This window comes from Myroides guanonis (genome assembly GCF_900114085.1).
Classification (GTDB): domain Bacteria; phylum Bacteroidota; class Bacteroidia; order Flavobacteriales; family Flavobacteriaceae; genus Flavobacterium; species Flavobacterium guanonis.
In genome coordinates this window covers 178,186-194,815 of sequence record NZ_FORU01000004.1, presented here as the reverse complement: position 1 = coordinate 194,815, position 16,630 = coordinate 178,186, and the positions used below count along the sequence as shown (strand labels likewise).

The following is a 16,630-nucleotide window of genomic DNA, read 5'->3' as shown; positions in this document are numbered from 1 at the left end:
TCCTTTACTTATTAGCGCATTCACAAATCAACAAATCAGCCTCTTTATCAACAAAAAAAGACTGCCTTAATAAGGCAGTCTTTTTTAAACATCAAGTAAATCCTCAATTAAAACAATAATTACTCAGCATTTAGACTTGAAACTATATACTGAGAATACAAATATAAACCACTATAGTTAGCATGCTTCACCTCATTCCAATCCTCATAATCATACCAACCATTATTATTACCACTTGCAATCCAATCTATATATAGATAATCAGGGAAAGTAGCAAAATAAGAACCACTTCTAACTCTATACTTGATTCGCATTTTTCTAGTTCTTCTAGCAGCTAATTCATAACAATTCGTCTCAGGTGCACTCTCGGTAGTAATCCCCCAACCAAACGACTTTGGTCCAGTAGCTGTAGATCCTAATTTCGATTGAGAGCAACCATTAATGTAAACAACTCTAGACTCTTGATGCTCATCAGCAACAGTATTAAAATTAAAATCAGAAGTAGTATAACCATTCGAACCGTCTAAAATACCTTGATTACTCGTAGCACTCTCAGCTGCTCCAAAAGAATGAGTAATAACATCAAGAAATGTATAGATACCCGGTTCACGAGCAATCTGAACATCTAAATTCGGTTTTAAAACAACCCATTGATTAGCAACCTCACTATCAATCTCACTATCAACACCCCCTAAATTGCTAAGAAGATAATTAATTCTTACAAACTTCATTGCAGCCCAGTCGTTTAGCCCGTCATACGACTCAATATTTCCAACATCAAAACTACCCTCATAACTATACGCCAAAATAGGTTTCTCAACCGTCGATGCAGATAAAACAACAAATCCTCTATTATAAACCAAGTTCATAACGTAAAGAATAGGCTCATTCATATCGTTTTTAACCGTTAAAAACTCTTCGATATCTTGCACGTTATACTGTCCAACAACACTTGAATACTTACTCAAATTCAAGAAGTTAATACCCACCTCTTTAGCTTGAGTCTCCGTTACAAATAGCGGTAATTCAGCAATAAACTCATTCGTGTCAAGAGTTTTCTTTTGAGTATCTGTAATTTCAATATCTTCATTTTTCTCACAAGCAGAAAAACCCGCAATCAAAAAGATAAGTAACCCATAAAAAATCATTTTTTGTTTCATAATTACTAGTTTTAAAATTTATAAAGTATAGTGGTTCTTCAATCGTTATAACGTATAATCAAGACACTCAGCTAGGTAAAAATCCAATATTAAACTTCCACCAAAAACAAAAACGTCATCTACCAATAAGAATGGTTAACAACATCACTTTCAATAGGATTACACGAATATAATGTAAAATAAAATAATTCTTAAAAAAATGTAATATAAATTAACGTAAAAAAAATATACTACCCACATTATCACAGCATAAATTTACACAAGCGAGTAACAATTTATCTATAAAAGCAAAAGACCGATAGAATACACTATCGGTCTTTTTTATATAGTAACAAACAAACCTATTTATTAATTTGAATCCAACCCGTTCTGGTTACACCGCGTGAAATAACTACGTAGTAATAAGTACCATCTGGGAGTAACTTACCATTCTTGTTCTGCCCCATCCATTGGTTAGTATAGCCAAAACCGTATGAATAAACCTCCGAACCATAGCGATTAAAAATCTTTAAATCCTCTACACCATGATTACTCAAATCGAATGAATCATTCAAACCATCACCATTAGGAGAAATCCCCTTTTGAATAGGGCATTCTTCATAAGAAACAGAATAACTACTCTCGTCGACACACAAACCATCCTCTGAGGAAGCATAGATATAAATAACCTGATCCTTGATAATATAAGAACCAACAACCAACTCATCTCCTTTTCCACCCGGTTCAGTAAAATATTTATTGTTTTTAGACAAAGGTTTTAAATCATGAACCGAGCAACGCAATACCAAATCCTCAAAAACATCTGCAACAACACCCTCGGTTACAGAAACAACGAATGAAGATTCTTCATAACAACCATCCTCTCCATTTCTTTGAAGAACATAGATTAGATGTCTACCCGGAATATCTAAAACATCGCCTGCTTTATACTCAATACCTTTAGCACCCGACTCAGTATAATAATGTTGATTCACTTCAAGCGCAGGAAAAACATAAGAAGCACAAACAGAAACACTTTCTCGTTCCACAGGCAATTCACCAACTTGAGGTCTTAAATACATTGAAAAAACCTCTGTACACCCCGTTTTTACATCCACAACACGAATAAAGAACTGATAAGTAGCACCAAAAACCTCAACAACAAAATCAGTGTCCATTGGATTAACATTAAGTTTAGCATCATCTAGAGTCGCGTGATAACTCGTAGTATAATTATCGCTACCAACTTTCGCAAACATATCAAGCTCAACAGTGCTTAAATCTACAATAAGACTCTCTAAACTATTCTTACAAATAGAAATAGCTTTAGGTTGAGGAACAACAGTCGAAATCAATGGATAGACCTCTGCTTTCACACTGCCATACGTTTCGCACTTTAACTCAGGATAACTAACTCTAACATCATAGGTACCACTATCACTAATCTCTAATTCGGAACCATTCTCACCAGGAATCACAACACCATCTTTACTCCATTCGAAATCAACCTTTAAATACTCCGTTGCTTTAATACCAGTTTTAATAATTCTAGTCTCATCATGACATAAAGCATTTTCAGTTTCAACCAACATATCCGCACCCAAATCAACCCTACCTAAATTAAAACTACCTACATTAAAAAACACAGACGATGCATCCTCCAAAAAGTTACAAAAATCTGCAATCGCAAGCTTAATACGGTATTTCTTTCCAGGAGTAACCGCAACAAAATCCGAACTCATAGGTTTCAGCAATCCAGCATAATTAATAGCAGCCTCCAATGGATTGTCTTGGTAATTGTCATAATGCTTATCGTAAAATTCAGGATTAACACTGCTACATCCAATTACCCCAGATTTTTTAATATTTCTAACAGTTGATGAAGATATTGCATCATTCGTACCAGAAACCAAGGCTAAATTTCGCCCTTCATCCGTTTCAAGATCCGTCAGCCAAGCCGCAAATAAGGCACCCGCATTTTTACAAGACCCATTACATTTTTTGTGATAACTATCAGAAGCAAACAAATACTCAAACTTGATAGAGTCGTTAATTGGAATAAAATCGAACTCTAAAACAGCAATTGCCTTTTTCTTTCCAAAACCACTACCTCCAAGATCATCAATAACCCTATTCAATTCGGCATCACCATCCCAAAAAGGAATTCGCTCCTTAAACTCTCCAAATCCTTTATAAGGTCCTGTAATTTGATCTATAGAATTTGTAGACAAAACAAGCCCCTCTTCAAAAGGAAAATCAGAATTACCGCGATTAAAATAAGCCAATGTGTTAATAGTTCCTGTACCATCACCCGCTTGATATTTCACATTAGAAACCACATCACATTGTGATTGAATTAAAATGTCTTTAACCAACTCTTCGGCTGTATACTTATCCTCATCTACAATCAAATATTCAGCATCCGTACTCGAGATACAAATCTCAAACAAAACAACATCTTTAGGCATTTCTAATCTCACATAATACTTTTGTCCAGGAACTAAATCTGGAAGCAGCTGTCTAAACGAAAAATCATCCTGTAAAGATCTACAAAGAAAAGGTTGAGTACTCGGCATACTTATTACAGCACAGTTTTGACTATAAACAGCCATGCTCATCGATTGAAATGTATCGTCGTTAAGCATTTTAATATTCTGAATACTGAACAAGTGATTCACAGATGTAGCTGTAAACTCAAACCACATATCTCTGTCAAGTTCCTCATTGCTTCTGAAGCAAGGAGACTTAACAGCATTCGAAAAAGTAGCCCCTATATTAGATACAGGAAGCGTTTTAACACAATCCGTTCCACTATTTACTGGAATATTCAATGCATTAGAACAATCATTATTTGAGATACTCAGACCTCCATTTGCAGGACTAGACCAATCACTATACGTTTTTCCATCTCCACACAAAACTCGAACAAAAACTGATACTGCCCTTCCAGCAGGTAAACCAGATATAGTAACTTTACTGCTTCCAGTAACTGTCTCTTTTTTAATAGGCGTCGAAGTCTCATCATTCCCATAATCAACAACTATAACTTCCCAACTTGTACTTCCACCATCTTGTTGCCATTCAACATCTAAGCTAGTTGTTGTTTGACCCACAATTTCTACATGATAAGGCTGCTCACAATTTTCAACCTTTCTCAAACTTATATTGTCAAGGTCTATTACATTTCTACCCTTCCCGGTAACATGCCATCCAATATTTACATCTCCAACAACACCATCGATATAAACAACCTCTTCAATAAAGTTGTCATTTTTGTAAACCTTCTTAGCAACAACCTCCTTGGTAAACTTGGAAACATCCAAACCACCGTTAGAAAGCAAAACCTCAAATTCCGTGTTCTCTTTACTTTCCGTTTTATAATGATACTTTAAAACATACTTACCTCCATCTAAATTAAAAGTAGGAGTAATCAACCAATCATCATTATTACTCAATCCCACAAAATGCATCATTTGGTTTCCTTCAAAAGGCTTAAAATCATCTAATTTCCAAATACCATTATAAGTTGATGCATCCTTGTTCTCATCCTTCACAACCCAACATCTGACCACATTAGAATCCTTATTAAAACCTTCCCAAAAAGGAATATCATACAAATCACATTCAGTAGTAAACAAATAAGGACCTAACCAAATACTATAGCCACCATCTGCACAAATAGTACGCACATAAAACTCATAATCTGAATTAGAATTTAAAGCGGTTCCAGATTGCAATTTTGAAACAACATTCACTTTAGAAGTTGTAGCTGTTCCTTTAGACTTTGGAGTACCTAATCCCTCCTCTTGAACGTAATACTCCCAATCAGTAGCTCCAAATTCATCAGACCATTCAATAGTAGCCTTATTAGCTTCAATATCCTTTACTAAACCATTCAACGGTTCTGGACAAGTAAGCACCTCTTCAACAAAAACATTGTCAATATAAATAACTTTAGAACCAGTCCCCTTTGTATGCCATGCAATATTAACATCACCAGACAACCCCTCTATAAAAACTCTTTTCTCTTGATAAACAGCGGTTTTATAAGTTGAATCAGCTATAATAGTAAAATCAAAGTCAGCTGCGTTAACCCCTTTATTAGAAGCAACTACCTCGAAATTACTGAAATTAGCAAATGCATCCGTTCTATAATGATACCTAAGACGATACATCGTATTTGGTTTAAAAACAAACGTAGGAGAAATCAAATAATCGTTTGTCTGAATAATATTGCTATAATCATTCACATTAAAGTACATACAAGTACCCCCTTCGAAAGCATTAGAAACCTGAGTTTTCCATTTACCTCCAGCTGTAGTACCATCCTTATTCTCATCTAAGAACTCCCAACAATAAATAGTATTAGAATTGTAATTAAAACCCTCCCATAAAGGCAAGTCAATAACATCGCAAAGAGTTCTAAACTTAAATGGACCAGACCAAACACTAAAAGAACCATCACCACAGTCCGCTCTAACATAAAACTCGTATTCCGTGTTTGGAAGTAGATTTTTCCCCAAACCATCAACGGTAACCACTGCCTCCTTTAAGTCAGTACTAACCCCAATACCACTTGGAGCACCACTACCAGTTTTCCTTACTGAATATTCCCATTTACCCTTGTTGAAATCATCCGTCCAGTAAATAGTTGCTTTTGTCTTACCTTCATCTTTAGCCCCCAATTTTAAAGGCTCAGGACAGCCAACCACTTCTTCAAGAAAAACATTATCCAAAAAAACATTGGTATTTCCATCGCTAGTAACATGCCAAGCTAGATTCACAAGTCCACCTACATTTTGTATAAACGTAATCTCTTGAACATATCCTCCATTTTTATAAATCTTCTTAGGAAGTACTGTTTGCTTAAAATTAGAAATATCAATTCCGTTTTTAGACAATAAAACCTCAAACTCATTATCGTCAGATGTATTAGTCTTATAATGATATTTTAACCTATAACTCTTCGTCGCATCTAAATTAAAAGTAGGAGAAATCAGCCAATCATCATTCGTTGTGTCAATACCATTTATATTCATAGCCCCTCCACCTTCAAAAGCACCCGAACCAAAAGCTCTCCATAAATTTGCATAACCAGTACTATCACCATTGTTATCCACAATTCTCCAGCAATCTATAGTTGGAGATGGAGAAAGACTTTTCTCATCATTAAAACCTTCCCAAAAAGGAATCGTCATTTCATCACATAAAGTAGTAAACTTTATAGGTCCAATCCACGGACTATTTTTCCCACCATTACAACTAGAACGAACATAAAACTCATACTCAGTATTCGGTTTCAGAGGAGCCGCAGGAACAGTAGAAGTGCCATTTGTAGAAGTAATCGTAGCGGAATTAGAATTGCGCAAAGTACCACTACCAACAGGATCTCCAGTAATACCATCAAATTCTTTCACATACGTTTCCCACTGTTTATTATTAGAGTCGTTCCACTTAAAAGTAGCTTCATTCTTCTTTATGTTACTAATTAAAACATCATCACTAGGCGCAATACAATCAACCTCAACTAAGGAAACTAAATCAAGATAAATATACGTTTCGTCCTGCGTAGTAACATGCCATGCGATATTAATATCTCCAGTATAACCACTTATATTAACCGTCTTTTTGACATACTCTTTGTTCTTATAAAAAGCTTTAGCCACTAAAGTATTTTTAAAATCAGCAGGAGAAATACCAGAAGTAGATAATAGGACCTCAAACTCATTTATCACAATATCATCTACCTTATAGTAGTACGTTAAAGCATAATTACCTCCATTCAAAGTAAAAGTAGGAGAAATCAACCAATCATCGTGATTAGCCCATCCACCAACGAATCGCATTGCACCATCTGGTTCGAAATACTCTGTCTTAACAGAGCTCCAAACATTCTCCATCCCTTTTAACCAATTAGAATATGCACCATCATTATCCACATCTAGAATAGTCCAACAATTTTTAGTTGTTGAATTACTATTAAACGATTCAATAAAAGGAAAAGTAGTAATAGAACAATCTGCGGATAAAACTGTTTTAGAGTCTTCCACAACTAATTCCCCAAAAGAAAAATAAGGCAATAAATACAATTGCGGAGAATAAGAATCAGATTGCCAATTACTAGAATCAACTGAAGACGCTTTAGAAAAAGCATGAGTACTAGCAGTCAACATAAATAATAACAACACAGTTAGGCTGAGTTGAAACCATATATATATTTTCATAAAAATAAAGTTAAAATATTTTAGGATGTAAATATATACCTTGTTTTTTAATTAAAAACTTTAGTATAATCTGAAACATTCAAACAATAAACAACCAATTTTAGATAATATAACACTATTAAAACCTAAAGAACTAAAAAACACGTTAATTCCAAAAACTTTAATTAATAAACTAGGACATCCATATAAATACCTACTTAAAGAAAAAACGCATAAACTAAATAAAAAATAATCTTGTAGAAAAACATATGGATAACCTAAATATATCAAATACCAACACTATAATTAGTCTTATTTATTCAACTAATTGACAATAAGTGTCAAAACCTCCACAATCTGTACCAAATTCCACATTATCTATTTTCCCAAACCCCCTAAAACTATTAAATACAGCCAAAAAACCAAATGGCATAACTATTGGAAGTTATTAACTGTACTTTTGCAAACCGCTTAAAGAACCATACAACGCCTATTGCGTTAACTCTCAAAATAACTAAAAATGTCAAATCCAATAAATTCTCCTCAAAAAAGAAGTCCCTTATTAGATTTTAAAAAACGAACTAAAAATCCTCTGCGAAAATTAGACGTTTTTGTTCTACTAGGAACTTTCGCTTTAATGTTTGGCGCTATATTCATGGTTTATAAATTCCAAGACCAATTCCAAAAAATTCATTTAGACCGAATGAAAACATTTTGGGGACCGTCATTAATGAATGTAACTATGGTATTGTTTATAATTCAAATAGCATTTTTGCTGTATGTCTTATACCTATACTTACGCTATAAACCAATAACCTCAGTATCAGACGACGATCTACCAACCTGTACAATTATAGTACCTGCATATAACGAAGGTCAATTAGTTCACCAAACACTGTGGAGTATTGCTAACAGCGATTATCCGGCAGAAAAATTAGAAATAATTGCGGTAGACGACGGTAGTAAAGACGATACTTGGAATTGGATGTTGAAAGCAAAAGAAGAATTAGGTAGTCGAGTTACCATTCACAAACAACCAGAAAACAAAGGAAAAAGACACGCTCTTTACTATGGTTTCAATAAAGGAAAGGGAGAAATATTCATTACCATAGACAGTGATTCAATCGTAGAAAGAGACACCCTGCGCAACATGGCAAGTCCATTTGTAAACAATGAAAAATGTGGAGCTGTAGCAGGAAATGTAAAAGTATTAAACAATCAAAGCGCTATGATTCCCAAAATGCTGAACGTGAGTTTTGTATTTAGTTTTGAATTCATTCGCTCAGCACAAAGCGCACTAGGATCTGTATTATGTACACCAGGAGCACTAGCAGCATATAGAAGAGAAGCCGTACTAAATTGTCTACCACAATGGATTAACCAAACTTTTATGGGAAAACCATCAGACATAGGTGAAGATCGTGCGATGACAAACATGATCTTGAAACAAGGATATCACGTGCTATTTCAACGAAACGCATACGTTCTTACAAATACACCAGAAAAATTCAAAGGATTGTATAAGATGTTCATTAGATGGGAGCGCAGCAATGTACGTGAAAACATCATGATGAGTAAATTTGCGTTTAAAGACTTCAGAGAAGGATCTAAAGTTGGAACACGTGTATTTCTATTAAATCAATGGTTAAAAGTAATAATGGCTTACCCATTTTTACTATTGATGCTGTTGTTTATAGTAGCAAACCCAATCATGTTTGTTTGTACAATACTAATAAGTGTATTTGTATTTTCAAGCCTTCAAGTACTCTTTTACAACAAGAGTCAAAGAAGCATATTAGACTCTATTTGGGCATATCCATATAGCATTTTTTATACATTCACTCTATTTTGGATTACCCCTTATGCAATTGCAACAGCAAGTAGAAGAGGTTGGTTAACCAGATAGATTTTCAAGATTCGAATCAGCAAACAAAACATAAACGAAAAAGAAAATACAACAATTTGTTGATTTAAAATTGCTCATTAAAAAACCTGCATGGAATACCATGCAGGTTTTTTGTTTTTATAAATATGAGAGCATCATTTCAATCCCCATATTATTCCATCTAATATTAATCCACTAAACTATCGAGTTTTTAACCATCCAGTAATACTATAACGCGGATGTTTAACCTGTTTTACCTCATGTTCCAACAACTTACTCTCAAACACTACCAAACGTCCAGCAAGAGGCTGAATTAACTTGCAAACCTCACCTCCATCATCATCTGGCAAATACAAGGCCAGTTCACCACCATAATCAGCTTGCCAGTCCTCCTGATTCAAATAAAAAACTAAAGAAAGCGTTCGTCGATCATCATTCTGGAACACATCTAAATGTCTCTTATAAAAAGTACCCTCAGGATACACAGCATAATGAAACTCACTCTCTTCAATCCCTAAAAAACAAGTACTGTTGAGATAATCAATAAAGTGATTCACCTTATTAAAATACATTTCCTCAACCAAATCCATACGATCTTCATCAATCCAAAGAATAGAATCACCACGAATAGACTTAACCACTTTCTCATTAAAAAGATTACCAATAGCAGCTCTACGAAAATTTTCCTCCTCCGTTTTTAGTAATAAATTATCTCTGAGAGCACTCACTTCATCATTTGAGAAAAAATCATCACAAATAGCAAAGTTACATTTTAATAAATCCTCAATAATAGACTCATAAAATACATTAACCTTATCTTTTAGCATATATCGTTTTAAAAAACACATGCAAATATAGAGTTGATTGAGAAAAATCAATTTTTAAAAACGATTATTTTTTTAAAAAATATAAACACTCCATTAAACCAACAAAAACAAATATAAAATATTGATTATCACTAAAATAACACTATATTAAGAACCAATTTCAAACAAATTATCAACACAAAGCCTCTTTTCAAATTCACGAATAACCAAATCAACAGATTAGCTCCTTTGCTCCTTTGCCCTTTTCAAATTCTCATCCTCATCCTAAAAACAAAAAAGCGAAAAAACAAAAATGCTCCTTCGCTTATTTTCAAATTAACGAAAATCCAAATCAAGAATTCATCAATCTTTGAAACTCCTCCACAAAGAGCCCTACATGATAACCGTCAGCCAAAGCATGGTGAACATGAATAGAAACAGGCATAGATCTAACACCATTATTTACTGTGACTTTTCCGAAAGAAATTTTGGGACAACTATCCGGAAAAGAAAAAGACCTAGCATGAGAAATAGAAGTAAAATCCAACCATGGAACAGCAGAAAAATGAATTACATTTTCTCCAGAACCAGAAGGCATTAAATCCGTTGAACACTCGACACGCTGTTTCTCTTCCAAAGCCATTTTATAAAAAGTAGATTCATCATTGTAATAATCCATATAAGCAAATCCAAAAGTACCATTCGCTCTACTAATAGTAGGAGACGCATTATTTTGATTAAAAAGATATACATCCTTATCAATAATTCGATAGCGCAAATTCTCAATTTCATTAGCAGCCTTTAAAGCCCTATATAAATAATATAAAAAGAAAGACGTTTCCTTTAATTTTGCCTGTTCATAAGCAATAGTACAATCGATGTTTACAGTAACACCAAAAAAAGGTTCTTCAAACTTAGAAAAGAAGAGAAAATGATCCTTTCTCACCCATTCTTCTATATTTACTTTAGTTTTCATTAGTAAAATCAAATAATTTAAAAAATAACAATAATATATTTTGAGTATTAAGAAGCCAACAAGAGCCCATTAATCACTTTGCGTCAACTATTTTCTTAACCATCTCGTCTGCTGGCTGCATCGCTATTTTAGTCTACCAGACTAAAACTTAACGCTTGCCTCTTTGCTCCTTCGCCTCTTTGCTCCTTCGCCTCTTTGCTCCTTCGCCTCTTTGCCTCTTTGCCTCTTTGCCTCTTTGCCTCTTTGCCTCTTTGCCTCTTTGCCTCTTTGCCTCTTTGCCCCTTTGCTCCTTCGCCTCTTTGCTCCTTTACAAATTCACGAATAACCAAATCAACAAATTACCCCCTTTGCTTCTTCACCCTTTTCAAAAACAAATTATTCATAGGGTTAATCCCAAGATTCTCGACATTCTTATGAGTAAACCTAACAGCACGATCATAAAACAATACTATCACAGGCAATTCAGCAGCTATAATACTATCCATTTCTTTATAAATAGCTGTACGTTCACTATCTGAAACAGTACGATAAGCCAATTTATAAAGCACATCATAATTTTCGTTTTTAAAACGTGTATAATTAGGACCATTAGGAGGAATGTTTTTAGAATAAAAAAGCGATAAATAATTTTCAGCATCTGGATAATCTGCAATCCAACTACCTCTGAAGAAAGTAACCTTACCAGTTGCTATCTCTTGCCTTAGAGTAGAAGGAGGAGAAACATCAACCTGAACATCAATCCCCAATTTCTGCCATTCCCTTTGTAAAAACTCCGCAATATCAATATAAGAAGCATTAGTCGATAAAGTTATAGTTGGACGAATATTTCCCGTCTCTTTCTTATACTCAGCAATCAACTCCCTAGCTAAAGATGGATTAAACTTAGAGTTCAATTCAATATTTCCAGCCAGACCTTTAGGTATCATTCCTCCAACATTCGCACTCCCCATACCATTGCGCAAATACATCAACATTTTCTTCCTATCAAAGCCCATGTCCAAAGCCCTACGAATACGGATATCTTGTGCAATACCTTGATCCTCCAAATTAAAACCCAAATATTCCGTGTTCAAATACGGTCCCGATATCTGCTTAAACCTATCCTGATACTTCTCGCGAAGAACTCCATCCTCTGTAATGATCTCGTCTTTATAAGAAGGATCCAAACCTGATATAAAATCCAGGTTACCTTGAATGAATTGTAAAAAAGAACTCTGTTTATCAGGTAAAAATGTAACAGCAACAGCCTCTAAATAAGGGAGAGAAACCCCATTAGCATCTTTTTCAAAATACAAAGGATTTTTACGCAAAACCATTTTCACATTTTCTTCCCAAAACTTAAAATAAAAAGGTCCAGTACCGATAGGATGAGACCTGAAATTATGATGCATATCCTCAGTAACCTCTTTAGGCACCACAGAAGCATATTTCATAGAAAGCAATCCCAGAAAAGCAGGAAAAGGTTCTTGAAGATCAATAACAAAAACACTGTCATTTTCAGCCTTAAAACTATCAACCTTCTGCATAATCCAAGCACCAGGAGAAGCCAATTGACCACTGGTCAATCGTTTAAAACTATATTCAAAATCCGAAGCGGTAACAGCACGCGTACTATCACTGCCGAAATTAATATGTTTATGAAAGAAAACATCCTTGCGCAAAGTAAAGCGATACTGTTTCCCATCCTCGCTAATACTCCAATTCTTAGCAATATCAGGTTGAATCAAAAGAGAATCATCCAACTGCACCAAGCCATTAAAAAGCTGATTGCATGGCCATATAATAGCCTGATTTCTTGCAAATGCAGGATCTAAAGTTTGAATATTGGCACTCTCATTATACCTGAAAACCAAATCTTCGTTAACCGTCCCCGCTTTATTCTGACAAGAGGTCAACGTTAAAACAATCCAAAATACTGACGTATAACAGAGTAATGATTTCATGAAATCGTTTTTTGTATGTAAATTTGCAGTTCTTTTTTACATTATAGAAAAAGTAAATATAATTCAAAATTACTACTTAGGAGTAGCTAATTATTATGGAAAACAGAAAAAAAGTAGCTTTTTATACATTGGGCTGTAAGCTCAACTTCTCAGAAACCTCAACAATTGCACGTGATTTCACCGATGAAGGTTTCGATCGTGTTGACTTTGAGGAAGTAGCAGACATATATGTAATCAATACATGTTCAGTTACCGAAAATGCAGACAAGCAATTTAAACAGATTGTAAAAAAAGCTCAAAAGAAAAACGATAAAGCTTTTGTAGCAGCAATAGGATGCTATGCCCAACTAAAACCAGAAGAATTGGCCGCAGTAGATGGAGTAGACCTAGTGTTAGGAGCTACAGAAAAGTTCAAAATAATGGACTACATCAACGACCTGTCAAAAAACGACATGGGAGAAATACATTCCTGCGAAATTGAAAACGCTGATTTCTATGTGGGAAGTTATTCCATTGGTGATAGAACAAGAGCCTTTTTAAAAGTACAAGACGGTTGTGATTACAAATGCACCTATTGTACCATTCCATTAGCCCGCGGTATTTCACGTAGCGACACCATGGAAAACGTATTGAAAAATGCAGCAGAAATATCAGCTCAAGACATCAAAGAAATCGTCTTAACAGGTGTAAATATTGGAGATTACGGAAAAGGAGAGTTTGGAAATAAAAAACACGAACACACCTTTTTAGAATTAGTACAAGCTTTAGATGAAGTACCGGGAATTGAACGTTTGCGTATATCTTCAATCGAACCAAATTTACTAAAAAACGAAACTATAGAATTCGTATCAAAAAGTAGGACATTCGTTCCCCACTTTCACATACCATTGCAATCTGGAAGTAACGACATACTCAAAAAAATGAAACGCCGTTACCTACGAGAACTCTATGTAGAACGCGTAGCAAAAATTAGAGAAGTAATGCCAGACGCCTGTATTGGAGTCGATGTTATAGTAGGTTTTCCAGGAGAAACAGAAGAACACTTCTTAGATACCTACCATTTCTTAAACGACTTAGACATCTCTTACTTACACGTTTTCACGTACTCTGAAAGAGACAATACAGAAGCAACCAATATGGAAGGAGCAGTTCCAATGAACGTTCGAAACAAGCGCAGTAAAATGTTGCGTGGGCTCTCTGTGAAAAAACGCCGAGCGTTCTATGAAAGTCAGATTGGAACAGAACGAACAGTGTTGTTTGAAAGCGAAAACAAAGAAGGATACATACACGGATTTACGGAGAACTACGTAAAGGTAAAAACACCATGGAATCCAGAGTTAGCCAATACACTACACAAAATAGCATTGACTAAGATAGATGAAGACGGAAGTGTGCGATTGGAATTTGTGTAGATAGCACCATCAAAAGATTGTATTAAAGGATTACCCATTTAATCCTAAAAGTCATTGCGGGTCTGACCCGCAATCTCATCTCTATAGCTATTTACGAATTTACGCATCCGCAAACTGCGCAAAAACAAAAACACAAAAAAAGAGGATAAAACATCAAGTGTTCTATCCTCTTTTTTGGTTAATAATCTAACTCATATCTAGCTATAACTAGATTCTAATTCCTGGAGGTAATAACTCTTTATACACAGGGTTCTTTCTAAAGAACGACACAATCTTTGGATGTGTAGGAACCACTCTTAAACGATTATCTTCAGCAAAACTTAAAACAGCCTTTAAAAAGTCTGATGCTTGCTCCTGAACTGAAGTCTCAAATCCTTTAAGCTTCGTCAAGAAAATCTTTCTCTCTTGCAACGAATACTCCACACTGAGCATACCTTCTTCTGTCTGATATTCAAACTGACGAAGTAGCTCGTTGTTTTTGATTTCCATTTATAATATAGTTTAAAGTTTCAATTAGTAACATAGACAAAGTGCAGATTTATACTCCCCAATATTTAAGATATATTTAAACATTAGAAAGTAGCACTAAGAACTAAATCGTCTATCTTTAGCAAATTTCGAGAATTAATTTGACAATCAGCCCCTATTATTAGTTAATTTATTTATTATGAACAAAATACACATCTATTTCATGCCTGGAATGGGGGCCAGTTCCAGAATATTTGAAAAGATAGATTTACCAAAAGACCAATTCGAATTTCACTATTTAGAATGGCTTATCCCCTATTCGAACGAAACACTCAGCAATTACACTACTAGAATACAAGAAGAAATAAAACACGAAAATCCAGTATTAATTGGAGTATCCTTCGGCGGAATAATTGTTCAAGAATTAGCAAAGAAAATTTCTACTAAAAAAACAATTATTATTTCAAGTGTTCGATCACACACCGAATTTCCCAAACGAATGAAATGGGCACAAAAACTATTACTCTATAAGTTTTTCCCAACACGATGGGTAAACCAAATAGAAACAATATTAAAAAAACACGGCAACGAAAAAGCAAAAAGAAGAATAGATCTATATAGCAACTATATGTCAATAAGAGACTCATCCTATTTAGATTGGGCCTTTAAAAACATACTCAATTGGAAAGAACCACATCCAAACCCCAATGTAATTCACATACACGGAGACAAAGATGAAGTATTCCCCATACAATACATTAAAAACGCTATCGTTATTAAAGGAGGCACACATGCAATGATTTTAATGCGATACCGCTGGTTCAACAAGCATTTACCCACAATAATATCAAACAAAAACTATGAATAGAACGATAAAAAAGCTAGGAATTATAACGGGAGTTATCTTAATTGGGAGCACATTTGTTTTCTCAACATCTACAGGAACCAACACTCAAAGCGTAGATATTAAAAATCACATCTACTTACCAAACACCATCAACTTTGCAGGCGAAAAAACGCCATTACACATCGTAGATGTACGAGAGCGATTAGACAGAGAAATGATAATTAATATCAATCTACATGCCTCAACAATTATTTCATTAAAAAGAGCACACCGCTATTTTCCAATCATAGAACCAATATTAAAGAAAAACGGAATTCCTGATGATTTCAAATATTTAGCAGTAATTGAAAGCACACTTTCCAACGCAACATCGTCAGCAGGAGCACGCGGTTTCTGGCAATTTATGGACGGAACAGCAAAAGACTTCAATATGGAAGTAAACGAATACGTAGACGAACGCTATAACCTTGAAATAGCTACTCAGAAAGCCTGTGAATACTTCCTTAAGGCCAAACAACGATTCGGTAGCTGGACACTTGCAGCAGCATCTTACAACCGCGGAATGGCTGGCGTTACCAAACAACTAGAGCTTCAAATGGTAGACAACTATTACGACCTATTTATAGCAGAAGAAACATCGCGTTACGTCTTTAGAATATTAGCACTAAAAGAAATAATGTCTAATACCGAAAAATACGGTTTTGTACTTCCAGAAAACACACTCTATCAACCAATAAAAACAAAGACGATAGCAGTAAATTACAATATTGACAACTTATATCAATTTTCAAAAGACCAAGGAATCAATTACAAAATATTAAAACTACACAACCCTTGGTTGCGCGGCACAGAACTAAAAGTAACAGAAGGAAAAACCTATAACATAGAAATTCCAACGGAAGGATATTAAGGAAAAAACAGACCCACTCCCTCATCACAACAAAGTGTGAG

10 protein-coding genes are annotated in these 16,630 nt (G+C 34.7%); 4 read left to right on the top strand and 6 right to left on the bottom strand.

From position 1 onward, the window contains the following. Positions 1-119: 119 nt before the first annotated feature. Both BM024_RS05470 and BM024_RS05465 read right to left on the bottom strand, forming a co-directional pair. Positions 120-1,160 carry a Spi family protease inhibitor gene (locus BM024_RS05470; protein WP_090678454.1) on the bottom strand — a complete coding sequence of 347 codons (1,041 nt, stop codon included), beginning with the start codon at positions 1,158-1,160 and terminating at the stop codon, positions 120-122. Between the two features lie 341 nt (positions 1,161-1,501). Next, positions 1,502-7,363: a choice-of-anchor J domain-containing protein gene (locus BM024_RS05465; protein ID WP_090678453.1), complete on the bottom strand. Its 5,862-nt coding sequence runs from the start codon at positions 7,361-7,363 to the stop codon at positions 1,502-1,504. Positions 7,364-7,862: 499 nt separating this feature from the next. Between BM024_RS05465 and BM024_RS05460 the strand changes: the two genes are divergently transcribed. Next, a complete protein-coding gene (locus BM024_RS05460) occupies positions 7,863-9,248 on the top strand; it encodes a glycosyltransferase family 2 protein (protein WP_090678452.1) in 1,386 nt (461 codons plus the stop codon). 179 nt (positions 9,249-9,427) lie between these two features. On the opposite strand, the gene BM024_RS05455 is transcribed toward BM024_RS05460, so the two are convergent. The 3 genes from BM024_RS05455 to BM024_RS05445 all read right to left on the bottom strand — a co-directional run bounded on the left by BM024_RS05455 (position 9,428) and on the right by BM024_RS05445 (position 12,952). Next, complete coding sequence (locus BM024_RS05455; protein ID WP_090678451.1) at positions 9,428-10,054, bottom strand: 2OG-Fe(II) oxygenase; 627 nt, start codon at positions 10,052-10,054, stop codon at positions 9,428-9,430. A gap of 331 nt (positions 10,055-10,385) precedes the next feature. Continuing rightward, positions 10,386-11,009 (bottom strand): chloramphenicol acetyltransferase, encoded by a 624-nt coding sequence (locus BM024_RS05450; RefSeq protein ID WP_090678450.1) that lies wholly within the window; start codon positions 11,007-11,009, stop codon positions 10,386-10,388. 338 nt (positions 11,010-11,347) lie between these two features. Further along, entirely contained in the window at positions 11,348-12,952 is a 1,605-nt protein-coding gene (locus tag BM024_RS05445; protein ID WP_090678449.1) for an ABC transporter substrate-binding protein, read from the bottom strand. A 95-nt stretch (positions 12,953-13,047) separates the two neighbouring features. On the opposite strand from BM024_RS05445, the gene mtaB reads away from it, so the two are divergent. Continuing rightward, positions 13,048-14,364: a tRNA (N(6)-L-threonylcarbamoyladenosine(37)-C(2))-methylthiotransferase MtaB gene (mtaB, locus tag BM024_RS05440; protein ID WP_090678448.1), complete on the top strand. Its 1,317-nt coding sequence runs from the start codon at positions 13,048-13,050 to the stop codon at positions 14,362-14,364. A 207-nt stretch (positions 14,365-14,571) separates the two neighbouring features. On the opposite strand, the gene BM024_RS05435 is transcribed toward mtaB, so the two are convergent. Further along, on the bottom strand, positions 14,572-14,853 hold the full coding sequence (locus BM024_RS05435) for a GNAT family N-acetyltransferase (RefSeq protein WP_090678447.1): 282 nt from the start codon (positions 14,851-14,853) through the stop codon (positions 14,572-14,574). A gap of 178 nt (positions 14,854-15,031) precedes the next feature. Between BM024_RS05435 and BM024_RS05430 the strand changes: the two genes are divergently transcribed. Together BM024_RS05430 and BM024_RS05425 are read left to right on the top strand one after the other, a co-directional pair. Further along, positions 15,032-15,700, top strand: coding sequence for an alpha/beta hydrolase family protein (locus BM024_RS05430; RefSeq protein WP_090678446.1), 669 nt, complete (start codon positions 15,032-15,034; stop codon positions 15,698-15,700). Beyond that, a complete protein-coding gene (locus BM024_RS05425; RefSeq protein WP_090678445.1) occupies positions 15,693-16,589 on the top strand; it encodes a lytic transglycosylase domain-containing protein in 897 nt (298 codons plus the stop codon). Before BM024_RS05430 ends, BM024_RS05425 begins: the two co-directional genes overlap by 8 nt. Positions 16,590-16,630 lie beyond the last annotated feature (41 nt).